Raw genomic sequence first — 15,802 nt, 5'->3', positions numbered from 1 at the left:
GAGTCAGCGGTCCGGGAGGTATCGCGCCGGGTCTACCGGCGTCCCGTCCACCCGGATCTCGAAGTGCAACATCGGGCGCTCGGCCCCCGATGACCCCAGACGCGCGATGGTGTCGCCCGCCTGAACCTGGTCACCCTCGCTCACCAGCAATTCATCGTTGTGCCCGTAGGCACTGAGGAACCGCGCGTCGTGCTTGAGGATGATCAATCGACCATACCCCACCAGGCCGCCACCTGCATAGACCACTTCCCCGGCCCGCGTTGCCCGTACGTGATCCCCCCGTTCGCCGCCGATCGCAAGCCCTCGGCGCGTGCCGCTGCTGGAGAATCCGCGCAGCACCTCGCCCGCCGCTGGCCATTGCCAGCCACCCGGATCGGAGGGCGGCGGACTCGAAGTCGACGAGCTTGAGGTAGAGCCGGACGAGGTTCCGCCACCGCTGTCGCGGCCAGAGGCGCCCGAGGATGGTTGCCGCGTGCTCGGCGCTGAAGAGGCCTGTGGCGCGCTGGGCGGCGACGAGCGCGCCGCACCTCGCAGCCGCAGGCGCTGACCGGGATGGATGACATAAGGGGCACCGATGGCATTGCGTCGGGCCAGATCGCGCCATTCCAAGCCGTAGCGCTGGGCAATGCGATACAGCGTCTCGTTGCGCTGCACCACGTGGGTGTCCGGCATCGAGGCCCCGCTGGGCGCACGCGCCGCACAACCGGCCAGGACACTCGCAACCAGGACCAGCACCAACCCCGTCACCAATCCCTGAACCATGCGCCGGCGCATGTCAGTCCATTACCAGATAGATCGCCATGGCCACGGCCAGCAGGATAATGGCCGCCCAGCCCAGACGCTCCATATACGGTCGCAGATGGCGCTCCGCACGCGGCCCGGCCCAGGCCATGAACAACGCGACCAGGAAGAAACGCAGCCCGCGCCCCACCAACGACGCGATCAAGAACGGCAACAGGGCCATCGAAAGTGCCCCGGCGGTCACGGTGAACAGCTTGTAGGGGATCGGTGAAAAGCCGGCGACCAGGACGACCCAAACTCCCCAGGTGTCAAACCAGGCCTCGGCCTGGCTTAACTCCTCGCCGTACCCGACCTGATGCAGCCAGGGCCCGATCCACTCGAACGCCAGCCACCCGATCAGGTACCCGAGCAAACCGCCAAGCGCGGAAAACAGGGTGGTCAGCGCGGCCAGCCGCCAGGCGGAACGCGGCTGCGCCGCCGCCATCGGCGCAAGCATCACGTCCGGGGGAATGGGAAAGAACGAAGACTCGGCGAACGAGAGCCCAGCCAGATAACGCGGCGCATGACGATGGCGGGACCAGGCCATCACCCGGTCGTAGAGCGGCTCGAAGAGCTTCATCAATGCCGTACCGCCGCGACCAGTTCAGTCACAAATGCCTCGACCTGCACGGTCCGCCGTCATTGCTCGGCCCCCGGAAGCATCGGCACGAACATCACCGCGTCCAGGATATCGCGCACATAGGCCTCTTCCGTCCGGGTATAGCGCACCAGCTGCTGACGCCCATCCGGGCCTTCCACGGGCGCGACCAGGCGCCCGCCCAGCGCCAGCTGGGTCAGCAATGCCTCGGGGACCTCCTTCGGCGCTGCGGTCAGGATGATGCCGTCAAACGGCGCCTTGTCCGGCCAGCCGTCGGCCCCATCACTGTGCCGAAGATTGACGTTGTTGATGCCCAGACGGCTCAACAGTTCGCGGGCGTTCCGGCTGAGCGCCTGAATGCGCTCCACCGAGAACACCCGATCCACGATCTGCGCCAGGACCGCCGCCTGATAGCCGGAGCCGGTCCCGATCTCCAGGACCGTCCGGGGGCGCTCGCCCTCGAGCAGTGCCTCGGTCATGCGCGCGACGATGAAGGGCTGGGAGATGGTCTGGCGATGTCCGATCGGCAACGCCGTGTTTTCGTAGGCGCGATGGCTCAGCGCCTCCTCGACAAACAGGTGGCGCGGAATCGAACGGATCGCCTCCAGTACTCGCGGGTCGCGGATGCCCTGCCCCTCCAGCAACCGCACCAGTCGGTCACGGGCACGCTGCGAGGTCAGACCGGCGCCGGTGGCGTCAGGAACCATGTCCAGCCTCCGGGAGCGAGTCGTCCAGCCAGCGTCCCACCGTGTCGATGGCGTCAAAGCGCGTGAGGTCCACCTGGATCGGCGTCACCGAGACGTAGCCCTCGCGCACCGCGTGGAAGTCGGTACCCGGGCCGGCGTCCTGTTCCGACCCGGCCGGCCCGACCCAGTAGATCGGGCGCCCGCGGGGGTCCTCGTCCGCGATCATCGGCTCCGCCCGATGGCGATGCCCCAGGCGCGTGGCCTGCACACCACGGATCTCCGAGCGCGGCAGATCGGGGACATTCACATTCAGGATGGTGGCCGCCGGCAGCGGCACGCGGTTGATGCGGTCCAGCAATTCGACCACTACGCTTGCCGCAGCGTCGTAGTGCTGCAGATCCGGGCCCACCAGCGACACCGCAATCGACGGGAGCCCCAGAAAGCGTCCTTCCATCGCAGCTGCCACCGTGCCGGAATACAGCACGTCGTCGCCCATGTTCGCGCCGGCATTGATGCCGGAGATGACCACATCCGGCTCCTGCTGCAACAATCCGGTGATCGCCAGGTGCACGCAGTCCGTCGGGGTCCCGTCGACCTGTACATCACCGCTCTGGAGGTGACGCGCCCGCAGCGGCCGCACCAGCGTCAGGCTGTTGCTGGCACCGCTGCGATCCCGGTCCGGGGCCACCACGTGCACCTCGGCAATCCGCCGCAGATGCGTCGCCAGGCACTGGATGCCCGGGGCGTGAATTCCATCGTCGTTGCTAACCAGAATGCGCATGCAGGAACAGGGCCGTTGGGAGGGCACTCAATATACTGGAAACCGTCCAGGGAGACGCTCTCGAATCGACTCGATCGCGCCCGCCCCCCGAAAAGTGCGAGTATCCTGCCATGAACTCCGGGGATGATCCCAACGATTTCGACGAATTCCTGCAGGCCGTTGGCAACGTGCGACGGCTGCACAGTGATCAGGCCGATGTCCGCCCCCCGCCTCCCGCAGCCCGGGCACGCCAGCGAGAGGCCGACGAGACGCGCGCCCACGCCGACTGGCTGAGCGATCCGCTTAACGCCGCCGACCTGCAGCCGGGCGATGAACTCCGCTTTGCCCGCCCCGGCATCAGCCCGCGCGTATTTCGCAAGCTGCGGGGCGGACACTACCGCGTACAGGACGAGATCGACCTGCACGGCCTGTTCGCCGCCGAGGCGCGCCGCGCGATCGGCCTGTTCCTTGATGATGCCCGCCGGGGCGGCGCCCTGTGCGTACGGATCGTTCACGGCAAGGGCCTGCGTTCACGCCAAAAAGGCCCGGTACTCAAGGGGCTGACCGACCACTGGCTGCGCCAGCGCGACGATGTCCTTGCGTTCTGCTCCGCGCGGCCCACCGACGGCGGCACCGGTGCCGTCTATGTCCTCCTCAAGCGGCCCCGGAGCTCGGATCCCGGGCGCTGAAAGCCGCATCCAGAGACCATCTTCAACACGACAAACGGCGCGCTCACATGCGCCATTCGATATATTCGCATTTTGCGATTTGGATGCTTAGACTGGCTCCAGACTCGCAAGGCGGAACCGGGAATCCTGACCCGGATTCATCTATCATCTGGTGAACACCGACCTTGCGCTTTATCCACGATCGGTCCATTCTTTGTATAGGTCTTGTACAAATACAGGACGCAACGGACTCTGCACTGCGAGGTATTTGCCATGAAGAACTGGAAGCTTGCCCCCCTGGCCCTCGGCCTGATCGCCTTCTCTGCCGCCAGCGGCCAAGCGGGCGCAGACAGCATGCCGCAGCTCTCTCAGGACGACCTGCAAGAGCGCATCGCTGCCAATCGTGACGCCATTCAGAAATTTGCCAGCACCCTCCAGGGCGAACTGATGTCCGCGATGGAGTCCGGCGGCCCCACCGAGGCGATCCAGGTGTGCAACGAGCGCGCCCCCGCCATTGCGCGTGACATCTCGGCGGAAACCGGCATCGAGATCGGGAGAACCAGCCTGAAGCTGCGCAACCAGGACAACGCCCCCGACCGCTGGGAACGCCTGACCCTGCAGGGTTTCGAGGCCCAGCATGCGGCTGGCACTCCAGCCACGGATCTGCCGCCGCGCTTTGGCGTGGTCGAATCCGATGATGGTGACCCGAAATTCCGCTTCATGGCGGCCATCCCGACCGGCGGCGCCTGCCTGACCTGCCACGGCTCCGACGTCAGTGGCGACGTGAAGCACGCGCTGGAACGTCTCTACCCCGACGATCAGGCGACCGGCTTCCGCGAGGGTGACGTGCGCGGTGCCTTCACCGTGACCCAGGAAATGTAGGCATTCCGGAGGCATCGGGCGCGAGTCCCGGGCCCATCGGAAGAGGCCGCCTCCGGGCGGCCTTTTTTGTGGCCGGGACGATCCCGGGGCACCCACCACAGCCTCCATCCTTGAGCACAACCGCACCGGAACGTGCTATTTTCGTGGCATGGAAGCCGAGAGGGGCGCCAGAAAAACGCCCCTCCGCGCGCACGACCCGTAGACCCGACCGAAACGCCATATATGACGCGAACCATAGATGCCGAACTGCTTGCCCTCGCCGTGGATGCCTCCAATGACGGCATCGTCATCGCCGAGCGCGAGGGCGACGACAACATCCTGATCTACGTGAATCGTGCCTTCGAGGAACTGACCGGCTATCGCTCCGAGGAGATCCTCTACCGCGACTGCCGCTTCCTGCAGGGCGAGGATACCGACCAGGACGTGCGCCAGGAGATTCGTGCGGCCATCGACGAAAACCGGCCCTGCCGTGTGACCCTGCGCAACTACCGCAAGGACGGCAGCCTGTTCTGGAACGAGCTGTCGCTGACCCCGGTGTTCAACGACGAAGACCGACTCACCTACTACATCGGTATCCAGAAAGACATCACCGACCGCGTGGAAGCCGAGCAGCGCGCCGAACGCGCCGAACGCAAGCTCAAGAACTCCGCCTGACGCCGACTCAGGCGCGATCCGCTGCCCGCGGGACGCAGATCGCCTCAAGCACACCGGTCGCATACTCCCCGGCCCCCAGCTCCAGCGTCAGCCACAGGTCATGCCCCTCCCAGCGCCACTCCACGGCGCCTGGCACCATGCGCAGCGCGCGGCGCGCCGCCTTCACGTCCGCCTTCTCCAGTCCTTCCGCCAACGCCGGCTCGCCAGCGGCCATCGCCGTCTCCAGTGCCTCAACCTCGCCTGCCGTCTGCATCGCACCCTTGCCCCACAGCGGCCCCGTCGGATGGAGATCCAGCCGGGCAGCGCGCGCCTCCAGCTCGGCATCCACCTCCGCCACCGGAAACACGCTGCCCGAGCCTTCGAGATTGGCCACGTCGCCCGGCAGCAACCGGTCCCAGTCGCCGCGGCGGACCCGCTCGGCCAGTACCGCGTTGAAGATCGCGGAACGGGCGGCGGACAAGAGCAGACTGCGCTGGTTGCGGCTGCGCGGCGCGCGACCGCCCCCCAGCCAGGCCCGCGCCTTGGCCAGGTTGTCGCGGCCAAAGCGTTGCGCCCCGAAGTAGTTGGGAAGCCCCCCGCTACGGATTGCCTCGAGGATCTGTTCTGCGGCCGCGCGATCGCCCTGCACATCACCCAGACGGATCTCGAAGCGATTGCCCGCCAGGTGCCCAGTACGCAGCTTGCGCGCATGGCGGGCGATCTGCAGCACCCGCATCCGGCCCGCCTCCTCCTCGCCTTCCTGGGCGGCATTCCAGGCCTCGGCCCGGGCCGTCCAATCCGGCTCGGACTCCGGCGGGCATTGCACGCTGAACCACTGGCGCGTCACCGCCTGGCGGTCCTTGCGCCCGGCGTAGCTGACCTTGCCCCGGCCTGCGCCCGACTCGCGCGCCAGCCACACCGCCACGTCCTCGCTGTTCAGCAGGCGCTTCTCGATCTCCAGCCAGACATGTTCCCCCTCACCTTCGGGCGTCGTTGCCGGCAATTCCTCAACCCGGAAATCTTCCGGGCACGCCTTGATCATCGCGCTCAGGGGCGGGTACCAGGGGTAGGGTGTCGCGTTCATCTCGGGCTCCTGACTCATCGGGGGGATGCCGGCCGGGCAACATCGTCGCGCACATAGACCGGCTGCGCGTCTTCAGGCGCCACCGCCTCACCGCGCTCCCAGGCATCCACTGCCAGCAGCGCAACCTCTTGCGCGTCGGGCAACGCGTCGGCGTCCACCGCCTCGCTCGCCAGCCCCTGGGCGGCGGCCAGATCGGGGAAGGTGGCGAAGGCCGACCCCAGCCCATAGCGCTCGCCCACCGGCCAGGCCACGACCAGGCTCTCCGGTGCGGCCACCTGCTCCGGCCCAAGGCCCACGCGCTCGCCCTGAACCGGACAAAGGCTCCAGTACACCTCCCCCATGCGAGCATCCAGCGCCGCAAGCACGGCCGCCGGCCGGCGATCATCGCGCAGCGCCTGTTGGGCCAGCGCCTGCAACGTGGAGACCGGAACCACCGGACGGTCCAGGGCGAAGGCAATCCCTTGCGCCACGCCCAGCCCCAGGCGTACACCGGTAAACGCCCCCGGCCCCCGTCCGACGGCCACGCCATCCAGACTGCTGCGCGGCACGTCCGCCTCGCGCAGCAATTGCTCGATCTGCCCCAGGATCAGCTCGCCATGCCGGCGCGCCGCGCGCTCGCGCACACAATGGATCTCGCCATCAAGATAAAGGGCTGCCGAACACTGTTCGGAAGCGGTCTCCAGTGCGATCAAGCGCATGTGTTGCGTCCCCGGGCCTGCTCGAGAAAACGCAGCGCGGCGGCCGGCTCCCGCGTACGGTGAAACGCCGGCAGGCTGGCCAGAAAGCGCCGGCCGTAGGATTTCCCGGTTAGCCGCGGATCACACAAGGCGAGGATGCCCGCATCCTCGGCGTCCCGAATCAGCCGCCCCGCGCCCTGTTTCAGCGCCAGCACGGCCTGCGGCAGGGTGAATTCCATGAACGGGGAACGTCCCTCCGCCTCCAGCGCGGACGCGCGCGCCTGCAGCACCGGGTCATTGGGCGCGGCAAACGGCAAACGATCAATGATCACCACCGACAGTGCCTCGCCGCGGATGTCGACGCCTTCCCAGAAACTGTGCGCCCCCAGCAGCCACGCATTGCCCGACTCGCGAAAACGCGCCAGCAGGTCGCCTCGCGGCTGCTCGCCCTGCACCAGGAGTTCGCGATCCGCCGGCAACTCCGCACGCAGGATCGCCGCCGCTTCCTGCAATGCGCGATGGCTGGTAAACAGGAAGAATCCGCCGCCCGGGTTGTCACGCAGCAGCGGCCAGGCCCAGGCGATGCAGGCGCGGGTATAGCCCGGGTCGTTCGGATTGGGCAGCGGGGGCTGTGGGTGGACCAGGCAGGCCTGATTGGGGAAATCGAACGGGCTGTCCAGGCGTTCGCTTGCGACATCGGCCGGCAGGCCGAGTCGGCGCGCCGCGTGGCCGAAGTCCTCGCCCACCGCCAGGGTGGCCGAGGTAAAGATCCACGCCGCCGGCCGCGCGGCGCGCCGCTGTGCCAGCGGCCGTGCCGCATCCAGCGGTGTCCGGTGCAGGATCAGGCTCTGGCTGAAACGCTCCGCCCAGGCCACCGTGTCCGGGGTCTCCTCACGCCAGTCGCGCAGGCGTTCCAGCAACAGGGCGCTGCGCCCGCGCAGCTGCTCCAGGCCTGGTGCCCGTGCGGCCGCGGCCTCCAGCGCGTCGCCGACAAAACCGAGATTCGTGTCGAGCCGATCCAGCAACGGATCGAGCTCGCCGCCAGGACTGACCGTATCCCAGCTGGAGCGGCCCTCCCAGGTGCGCGAGGCATCCAGCAGCTCGGCCACACTCGCCTCCAGCTCCGCGATGCGCTGGCGGATATCCAGCATCTCCGGGGCATGCTGTTCCTGCTCGCGCCGGGTGTCCCGTGCCAGTTCGCGCAACGCGCGCGTGCCGACCGCAATGCCAAAAAACGACCCGGCGATATCCGGCAGCTGATGAGCCTCGTCGACAATCACCGCGTCGACCTCCGGCAGGAGTTCGCCGAAGCCCTCTTCTTTCAGGGCCATATCCGCGAGCAACAGGTGATGATTGACCACCACCACGTCGGCCTCCTGTGCGCGCTTGCGGGCCTGCACCACGAAGCAGTCGTTGTAGCTCGGGCATTCCCCTCCCAGGCAGTTGTCCACGGTCGAGGTGACCTGCGGCCACAACCTGGAGTCCTCCGCGAGGATCCCGGCCTGCCCCAGGTCGCCGGTAGGGCTTGTACGCGCAAACCGCTGCAGGGCCTCGATGACCGGCAACTGCTCGCGGCGCACGGGGCTGCCGGTCGCACCCCCGGCCTCGGCCGCGGCCAGTTCCAAGCGGTAGTGGCACAGATAGTTGGCGCGGCCCTTCAGCAGCGCAGCCCGCGGGCGGTATCCCAGGGCCTCGCAGACCACCGGCAGGTCGCGATCGAAGAGCTGATCCTGCAGGGTCTTGGTTCCGGTGGAGATCAGGGCACGCCGGCGCGACTGCAGGATCGGCACGAGATATGCGAAGGTCTTGCCGACCCCGGTCGCCGCCTCGACCAGCAGGGCGGTGGGCGCAGTCGCCAGCGCCTCTTCGACCGCCACGGCCATGCGTTGCTGTGGCTCGCGCGGACGGAAGCCTTCGACCGCGGTGGCCAGATCCCCGCCCGGGCTCAGGGCCCGTACCGCCGCCGACTCCACCGATACCGCGTTCGACGAGTCAGACAATGTCGGCTTCCAGGCGGCGGATCGCCTCGCGGGCCTCGTCGGCCCCGGCCGCGTCGCCCTGTGCCTCGCGGGCCTTCAGGATCAGTCGCCAATTCTGCAGGGCCAGTTTGCGGTCTCGACCGCCCACCATCTGCAAAGAACGACCGGCCAGCCGCTCGGCCTGTTGATAGCGCCCCTGTTCCATGCGCAGCGCAGCCATCTGGTGCCACAGCCCGGCATCCCGCGGCGCGATCCGCAAGGCGCGCTCCAGACGCTGCTCCGCTCGCGCGGTGTCCCCGGCCTGGCGCGCGGACTCGGCCTGCTGGGCCAGGTTCAGGGCCGCGGCGGGTGTCGGCGCGCGTTCCGGCTCACGGGGTTCGGCCCGATCTTCGCTGGGCGCTGCATCCTCCCCGGTGATATCCCCTTCGTCAGGCACCGGGGCACTCGCATCCCGGGGCGCCGGCGTCGCACAGGCGGCGAGCAGCGCGGCCAGCGCAACAGCACCCAGCCACTGCGCCGGGCGCCATGCCGAACCGGCGGGCAGCGCGACGCGAAACGGGGATCGTGCGGTACACAACATCTTCACCGGAATAGCCTCTCGAACCAGCCTTGCGGGCTGGAATCACTGCGCAGATCACACTCGGCGCGTGTCTCGGGGCTCGAATTCTGCCAGAACGGCAGCCTCTTCACCGACTCGCAGGCGTGATCATCGCTTTCCACACGCAACCCGGAGGCAAGATCGACCCCCTGATAGTCGATGCCGGGGTGGCCCTCCAGGCGCAGGGATTGCACCCCGATCCCCGCCATAATTTCCGCCCACACCGGCGCGGCGGACACCCCACCGGTCAGACCGGTGGGACGGTTGTCGTCCATGCCCAGCCAGACCACTGCCACGTGGCGATCATCAAAACCCGCAAACCAGCTGTCGCGAAAGTTGTTGGTGGTCCCGGTCTTCCCGGCCACGACATCACCGTTCAGGCGCGCATTGATCCGGCTCCCAGTACCTTCCCGGGTCACGTCATGCAGCGCGTGGGTCAACAAACGCACCGCACCATCCGACACCGCGCCCTGCAGGGACAGCCCGTAGTGCGAGAGCATCTCGTCGTCCTGATCCAGCACGTCGCGGATCACCCGGGTTTCGGTCGCATAGCCACCGTTCGCCAGGGCCTGATAGAGCCCGGCCACCTCCAGTGGCGAAAGCTCGATCGCACCCAGCGCCAGCGACGGCAACGGGGCCGGTGTGCGCTGCAGACCCAGCGTCTGCAGCAAGCTGACCACCTGCGAGATCCCGATATCCTCGGCCAGACGCACCGTAGCGATGTTGTAGGACTGCACCAGTGCCTCCCACGCGGTCACCGGCCCCCGGTGTTCGCGGTCGAAGTTGCGTGGCGTCCAGGGCTCGCCATGCGGCAGCTGCAGGGTCAGCGGGCTGTCGTCGAGGAGCGTCGCCAGGGTGTATCGGTTCGGGTTGGTCAGGGCCGCGAGGTACACGAACGGCTTGATCACCGAACCGACCTGCCGCTGGGCTTCCACCGCCCGGTTATAGCCGGGATAACGCGGGTTGCGATCCCCGACCACCGCCAGCACCTCGCCGGCCTGCGGGTCGGTCACGACGGCCGCGGCCTGCAGATCCTCGAGGTCGGTGCCGCCCCCGCGACGCCGGACCAGGTCGTCCACGCCGCGTACCAGCCGTTCCTCGAGGCGCATCTGGACGACCGGGTCCATGGTCGTGAAGATCCGCAGGCCCTCGCTGCGCAGGTCCTCGTCCGCGTAATCCGTACGCAGCTCCCGGCGCACCAGATCCAGGAACGCCGGAAAGCGGCTGCGTCCTTCCGGCATGACCGGGGAAACATCCAGCGCCGTCGCCAGCGCCCGGTCCACCCGGTCGCGTTCGGCCAGCCCGGTCTCGGCCATCGCCTCCAGCACCCGGTCCCGGCGTTGCGTGGCACGCTGCGGATAACGTCGGGGGTCGTAGTAACTGGCCCCGCGCGCCAGCCCCACGAGCAGCGCCAGCTGGTCCAGACGCAACTCGTTCAACGGGCGCTGATAGTAGAACTGCGCAGCCTGACCGAAGCCGTGGATCGCCCGTTCACCGGTCTGCCCCAGAAACACCTCGTTCAGGTAGGCCTCGAGGATCTCCCGCTTGTCATAGCGGTGCTCCAGCAACAGGGCCATCACCGCTTCGTTCAGCTTGCGCGTCAGCGTCTGGTCACGGGTCAGGTAGAAATTCTTCACCAGCTGCTGGGTCAGGGTGCTGCCACCCTGCACCGTGCGTCCGGCCCGCAGGTTCGCGACCGCGGCCCGCCCGATGCCGACCGGGTCCACCCCCCGATGGGACATGAAGCGGCGGTCCTCGATCGCCAGCAAGGCCCCGATCAGCTCGCGCGGCACCTCGTCGATATCGACCAGGATACGATCCTCCCCGTGGGTCGGATAGATGCTGCCAATCAGCAGCGGCTCCACGCGCATCAGGTCCACATCGCGCCCACTGGACTGCTCGGCGACCGACTCCACGCGGCCCTCGGACAGGCGCACCCGCACCGAATGCGCCGGCTCCCGACCGTCCCCAAAGGTAAACGGCCGGGTGGTCAGGCGCGCGCTACTGCCTTCGATGCGGAACTCGCCGGGCCCGGCGCCATCCGGGGTCTGGCGATAGTTCAGGGCGCGCAGTTCGGTCTCCAGCGCATCCGCGGTCAACGGCCGCCCCGCATAGAGCTCCAGGGGCCGCGCATACACCCGCGCCGGCAGCGCCCAACGCTGCCCCTCGAACCGCTCACGAATCTCGCGGTCAAGTTGATGCACATAGATGCCACCCACCGTAAGGCCGGCGAGCAGCAGCCCCGCCAGGGTCCAGCTGCCCGCACCGAACAGGCGCCGGAGCCGGCCCCTTCGGGGCGCGCTTCGCTTGCGGGGACGTGTAGTGGCTTTTCGCGGCATGGCGTGTGATGGGCGAGGTGACCGAAACGGCAGCAATGGTAACCTGATGCGTAAGCGAAAACGGGTGCATGGCCGGCGATTCCGGGAAAAAGACCCGCCCCCGATGCCCAACACCCCCATGGCCTACTGCGGAGCCCCGATGACCGAACTGGAACAGCACCACAAGCGCCTGCACCAACTGGTCGCGGACCGCGGATTTCCCGCCCCGGTGCCGGACGCCGACACCGTGCGCACCATCGAGACCCACATCTCCACGGTCATCCTCGCGGGTGAGGACGCCTACAAGTTCAAGAAACCGCTGAACCTCGGTTTCCTCGACTTCTCGACCCTCGAGGCTCGCCAGCACTACTGCGAGACCGAGCTGGAGGTCAATCGCCGTCTGGCACCCCAGATCTACCTGGAGGTTGCCACCCTCAATGGCGACGATGCCCACCCCGTCATCAACGGCGAGGGCCCCATCCTCGACTACGCCGTGCATATGCGCCGGTTCGACCGCAAACGGCAGCTGGACCACCTTCTGGACAAGGGCCAACTGCCCGCCGCCGCCATGGATGCCCTGGGGCACTACATCGCCGCCTTCCACGAACGCACCGAACGCACCGATGCGCAGTCCGAGTACGGCACCGCAGAGGCCGCCACCCAACCGATGCTGGACAACTTTCCGGCCCTGAAGGAGACCGTTCGTGGTGCGTCGGACCGGGCACGCCTGGAACGGCTGGAACAGTGGACGCGATCGGAAATCAATCGATTGAAGGCTACACTTGAAGCTCGGCATGACGAGGGTTTCGTGCGCCATGGCCATGGCGACCTGCACTTGGGCAACCTGGTTTATGTCGATGACGAGAACGGCGAGGAAGTGCCGGTCGCCTTTGACGCGATCGAGTTTGACCCCGCCCTGCGCTGGATCGACGTGATCTCCGAGATCGCCTTTACCACCATGGATCTCCTGGCCCGTCAGTCGCGCGCCCACGCCTGGCGGCTACTCAATGCCTACCTGGACGGGCGCGAAGACTTCGACGGTCTCGCGCTCCTGCCGTTGTACCAGGTCTACCGCGCACTCATCCGGGCCAAGGTCCAGGGCATTCACGGGGCCGAGGCGCAGCTCCCTTCCGACGAACAGGCGGCCCACCAGGCGGAGATGGGCCGCTATCTAGCCCTCGCCGAGCGCCTGACCGAACCTGGATCCCCCCGCCTGATCCTGATGCATGGCGTCTCCGGCAGCGGCAAGACCGTGATCAGCACACAGATCATCGAAGCCCTGGGCGCCGTGCGCCTGCGCTCGGATATCGAACGCAAACGCCTGTCCGACGCCGTCTCCTACAGTGCCGATGCCCGGGCCCAGATCTACGGCCATCTGCGCGAACGCGCCCAACGCCTGCTAGCGCTCGGCCTGACCGTGGTGGTCGACGCCACCTTCCTGACCCAGGACCAGCGCGCCCCGTTCCAGCGTCTGGCACTGGAACAGGCGGCCGGCTTTGCGGTGGTTGCCTGTCGCGCCCGTGACGAAGTGCTGCGCGAACGACTCGAGGCCCGCACCCGTGCGGGCCGTGATGCCTCGGATGCCGGCGTCGAGGTGATGGAACAGCAACAGCCGCAGCAGGAATGGCCCGGCCCCGAGGAGGGCCTCATCGAGGTGGCCCCGGAGGCACCGCTGGATCCGGACGCGCTCGCCCGCCAATTGCTGCAACCCGTCGCAACCTGAGCGACCGCGTACAATCAGCGATAGACAGACCCCGGATACTCCGTCAACTTCGAGACACAGGAACTGGCGCGCTCGCCCTCGAGCCCGGAACCCGACCAGGAAACCGCAGGAGCCCCAATGCATCATCACCGCCCCGGTCCGCTCGACCGAATCCGCCGCACCCTCACGCCCATTGCTGTCGGCGGATTGCTGGCCATCGGCTCCACCGCCCAGGCCGATGCCCTGCTGCACTACGTCGACGACGAAGGACTTGAGAGCCAGATCCTGGTGCGCGGCGACATCGTGCGCATGGAGCTCAACGAGTCCATCAGCGGCACCTCCGGCTACATGCTCTTCGACGCCAGAACCGATCAGCTGACGGTCGTGGACGACACGGAACAGACCTACACCCCGCTGACTCGCGAGGTGATGGACCAGCAGATGCGCGCCATGACCGACATGGTCAGCGACCTGCGCCGGCAAATGGAGCAGCTCCCACCCGAGGTGCGCCAGCAGCTCGAGGAGCAGCTGGGCATCGGGGCGGAAGGTTTCGATGCCGAGATCGACACCCGCGCCACCGGTGAACAACGCGAAATCGGGGACTTCGTCTGCGACGATTACGAGGTGCTGATCGACGGACAGGTGCAAAGCACGGTCTGCGTAACGGAGCCGGATACCCTGGGCCTGGGCAGCGCGGATTTCGCGACCCTGGGCGCCCTGATGGATCGCCTGTACGAGCTGTCCCTGAACGCCCTTGAGGCCGGCGGGCCGATGGCCTCGCAGATGGGCGCCTCCTTGCTGCCGCGCGTCGACGGCATCCCGCTGCAGGTCAGTGAAAAGGGCGGCGTGACCACGCGGCTTGCCGGCATCTCCACCGACGACCTCAGCGCCGCACTCTTCAGCGTCCCCGACAGCTATGCCGAACGCGATCTTTTCTGACACTTGGCGCCGACGGCTGCCGCTTGCCCTGGCCGGCCCCGGGCTTCTGCTGATTGCGGCCTGCAGTGCGGGCCCCGAACCGCGCGGAGGGGATACCGCGCCCGTTGCCACACCCGAAGGCCTTGCGGACGGCCCAATGAGCCCCACGCCCGAGGCTGGCCTGGAACGCTCCGAGGTCGTGCTGACCGCCCTCGGTCACCTCGACACCCCGTACCAGTACGGCGGCACGGATGCCACCGGGCTGGACTGCTCGGCCCTCGTCCAGCGGGCCTACCGCGAGGCCGGGCGCGCCGTCCCGCGCACGACACGCGACCAGGCCCGCGCCGCGACCCGACGCGAGGGACCGCCCACCCCGGGTGACGTGGTGTTCTTCGCCATTAACGGGAATCAAATCGACCACGTCGGGGTCTACGTGGGAGACGGCCGCTTCGTGCATGCGCCCAGCGCACGGGGTCAGGTTCGCATCGAGCATCTGGACAACCCGTACTGGGCGCCCCGAACCCGCTTTGCCGGTCATTTCTTCAACTGACCGCGATCAGAGCCCGCCCGTCGTCGCCGGATCCACCGCTGACGGCGCGCATACAACCCCATCCTGGCCAGGCCTGGAATCACAATAGAGGAAGGAACCATGAAAACACTCACCGGTATTTCGCGCACCCTGCGCCACTCCGCCCTGGCGATCGGCCTGGGCCTCGGTCTCGCCGTTGGCGGCACCGCAAGCGCCTATGAGACGTTCATGGAGACCGACGAACGCGTCATCTTCACGACCGAAGGCGAATACGACTTCTACTTCGAGATGGTCGAAGAGGCCATCGCCGCTGAAGGCCTGGTCATCAACAACGTCGGCTACATCGCCAACATGCTGGACCGCACCGGTGGACAGGAAAGCGGCGAAGGCATCTACCTCAACGGGCAATCGGTCGACTTCTGCAGCGCCACCTACTCGCGCGCGACCATGGAGGCCGATCCGCACAACATGCTCTTCTGCCCCTACATCATCACGGTCTACGAGCTCTCCGAGGAACCGGGCACAATCTACATGGGCTACACGCCGGTTCCCGAGGTCGGCGACAAGGACTCGAAGGAAAGCCTGCGCGCCGTCAACGAACTGGTCGAGCGCATCATCAAGGAAGCCCTCGCCTTCTGATCCCAGGGACCATTGTCGCAACGAAAAATGCCCGGCAGCCTTGCGGCCCCGGGCATTTTTATGGTTCATCGAGCATTACCGGGGAAGGCTGCGCGGATTTTGAGGAAGAAGTATTCCTGGTCGCGATAGCCATAGGCCCGACGCTTGATGACCTTGATCGTGTTGTTAATGCCCTCGACGACGCTGGTGTTCAGCCGGTGGCGGCAGCGCGAGACGATGCCGGGCAGGTAGGGCTCCAGCAGGCGTGCGAAGCGCTGCAGGGCCTGGATTCCGCTCTCGTGCGCTTGCTGCACCCATTGCCGCCACGCCTGGTGCGTCCGCTCGGGGCTGCGCTGGAACCACAGTCTCTTG

The 15,802-nt window shown here is 67.4% G+C and carries 17 protein-coding genes; 7 read left to right on the top strand and 10 right to left on the bottom strand.

What is annotated here, in order from left to right; genetic code table 11:
• Positions 1-3: 3 nt before the first annotated feature.
• The 4 genes from F622_RS0102225 to surE are packed head-to-tail and all read right to left on the bottom strand — an operon-like array spanning position 4 to position 2,845.
• A complete protein-coding gene (locus F622_RS0102225) occupies positions 4-774 on the bottom strand; it encodes a peptidoglycan DD-metalloendopeptidase family protein (protein WP_018169644.1) in 771 nt (256 codons plus the stop codon).
• A gap of 1 nt (position 775) precedes the next feature.
• Positions 776-1,360, bottom strand: coding sequence for a YqaA family protein (locus F622_RS0102220; RefSeq protein ID WP_018145816.1), 585 nt, complete (start codon positions 1,358-1,360; stop codon positions 776-778).
• A gap of 59 nt (positions 1,361-1,419) precedes the next feature.
• Positions 1,420-2,085: a protein-L-isoaspartate(D-aspartate) O-methyltransferase gene (locus F622_RS0102215; RefSeq protein ID WP_018169643.1), complete on the bottom strand. Its 666-nt coding sequence runs from the start codon at positions 2,083-2,085 to the stop codon at positions 1,420-1,422.
• On the bottom strand, positions 2,075-2,845 hold the full coding sequence (gene surE, locus F622_RS0102210; protein ID WP_018145818.1) for a 5'/3'-nucleotidase SurE: 771 nt from the start codon (positions 2,843-2,845) through the stop codon (positions 2,075-2,077). The genes F622_RS0102215 and surE overlap by 11 nt, the downstream gene beginning before the upstream one ends.
• A gap of 110 nt (positions 2,846-2,955) precedes the next feature.
• On the opposite strand from surE, the gene F622_RS0102205 reads away from it, so the two are divergent.
• The 3 genes from F622_RS0102205 to F622_RS0102195 all read left to right on the top strand — a co-directional run bounded on the left by F622_RS0102205 (position 2,956) and on the right by F622_RS0102195 (position 5,028).
• The gene (locus F622_RS0102205) at positions 2,956-3,513 is read left to right on the top strand and encodes a Smr/MutS family protein (RefSeq protein ID WP_018169642.1); all 558 of its coding nucleotides are present in this window, start codon (positions 2,956-2,958) and stop codon (positions 3,511-3,513) included.
• A gap of 252 nt (positions 3,514-3,765) precedes the next feature.
• Entirely contained in the window at positions 3,766-4,374 is a 609-nt protein-coding gene (locus F622_RS0102200) for a DUF3365 domain-containing protein (RefSeq protein ID WP_018145820.1), read from the top strand.
• A gap of 222 nt (positions 4,375-4,596) precedes the next feature.
• Positions 4,597-5,028 carry a PAS sensor domain-containing protein gene (locus F622_RS0102195; protein ID WP_018169641.1) on the top strand — a complete coding sequence of 144 codons (432 nt, stop codon included), beginning with the start codon at positions 4,597-4,599 and terminating at the stop codon, positions 5,026-5,028.
• Between the two features lie 7 nt (positions 5,029-5,035).
• Here F622_RS0102195 and truD read toward each other — a convergent pair whose 3' ends face one another.
• Genes truD through mrcB form a run of 5 tightly spaced genes read right to left on the bottom strand, consistent with a single transcriptional unit; the run spans position 5,036 to position 11,684 of the window.
• Complete coding sequence (truD, locus tag F622_RS0102190) at positions 5,036-6,091, bottom strand: tRNA pseudouridine(13) synthase TruD (RefSeq protein ID WP_019571240.1); 1,056 nt, start codon at positions 6,089-6,091, stop codon at positions 5,036-5,038.
• 14 nt (positions 6,092-6,105) lie between these two features.
• Positions 6,106-6,789, bottom strand: a complete 684-nt coding sequence (gene tsaB, locus F622_RS0102185) for a tRNA (adenosine(37)-N6)-threonylcarbamoyltransferase complex dimerization subunit type 1 TsaB (RefSeq protein WP_018169639.1) — start codon at positions 6,787-6,789, stop codon at positions 6,106-6,108.
• Entirely contained in the window at positions 6,780-8,741 is a 1,962-nt protein-coding gene (locus tag F622_RS0102180; protein WP_018650216.1) for an ATP-dependent DNA helicase, read from the bottom strand. Before F622_RS0102180 ends, tsaB begins: the two co-directional genes overlap by 10 nt.
• 19 nt (positions 8,742-8,760) lie before the next feature.
• Positions 8,761-9,333 carry a tetratricopeptide repeat protein gene (locus F622_RS0102175; protein WP_019571239.1) on the bottom strand — a complete coding sequence of 191 codons (573 nt, stop codon included), beginning with the start codon at positions 9,331-9,333 and terminating at the stop codon, positions 8,761-8,763.
• Positions 9,330-11,684, bottom strand: a complete 2,355-nt coding sequence (gene mrcB / locus F622_RS0102170) for a penicillin-binding protein 1B (RefSeq protein WP_155997092.1) — start codon at positions 11,682-11,684, stop codon at positions 9,330-9,332. The genes F622_RS0102175 and mrcB overlap by 4 nt, the downstream gene beginning before the upstream one ends.
• Positions 11,685-11,823: 139 nt before the next feature.
• Between mrcB and F622_RS0102165 the strand changes: the two genes are divergently transcribed.
• The 4 genes from F622_RS0102165 to F622_RS0102150 all read left to right on the top strand — a co-directional run bounded on the left by F622_RS0102165 (position 11,824) and on the right by F622_RS0102150 (position 15,451).
• Positions 11,824-13,386 carry a bifunctional aminoglycoside phosphotransferase/ATP-binding protein gene (locus F622_RS0102165; RefSeq protein WP_026331523.1) on the top strand — a complete coding sequence of 521 codons (1,563 nt, stop codon included), beginning with the start codon at positions 11,824-11,826 and terminating at the stop codon, positions 13,384-13,386.
• Positions 13,387-13,503: 117 nt separating this feature from the next.
• Positions 13,504-14,304: a hypothetical protein gene (locus tag F622_RS0102160; protein ID WP_018937720.1), complete on the top strand. Its 801-nt coding sequence runs from the start codon at positions 13,504-13,506 to the stop codon at positions 14,302-14,304.
• The gene (locus F622_RS0102155) at positions 14,282-14,833 is read left to right on the top strand and encodes a C40 family peptidase (RefSeq protein WP_231365733.1); all 552 of its coding nucleotides are present in this window, start codon (positions 14,282-14,284) and stop codon (positions 14,831-14,833) included. Before F622_RS0102160 ends, F622_RS0102155 begins: the two co-directional genes overlap by 23 nt.
• A gap of 99 nt (positions 14,834-14,932) precedes the next feature.
• Positions 14,933-15,451: a DUF302 domain-containing protein gene (locus tag F622_RS0102150; protein ID WP_018169632.1), complete on the top strand. Its 519-nt coding sequence runs from the start codon at positions 14,933-14,935 to the stop codon at positions 15,449-15,451.
• Positions 15,452-15,516: 65 nt separating this feature from the next.
• Here the strand turns inward: F622_RS0102150 and F622_RS0102145 are convergent.
• The coding region (locus tag F622_RS0102145) for a transposase (protein WP_019571236.1) at positions 15,517-15,802 on the bottom strand (286 nt) is incomplete at its 5' end.

This window comes from Thioalkalivibrio sp. ALMg3 (assembly GCF_000381225.1).
In the GTDB taxonomy this organism is placed as follows: domain Bacteria; phylum Pseudomonadota; class Gammaproteobacteria; order Ectothiorhodospirales; family Ectothiorhodospiraceae; genus Thioalkalivibrio; species Thioalkalivibrio versutus.
This window is presented reverse-complemented; position numbering and strand designations above follow the sequence as displayed.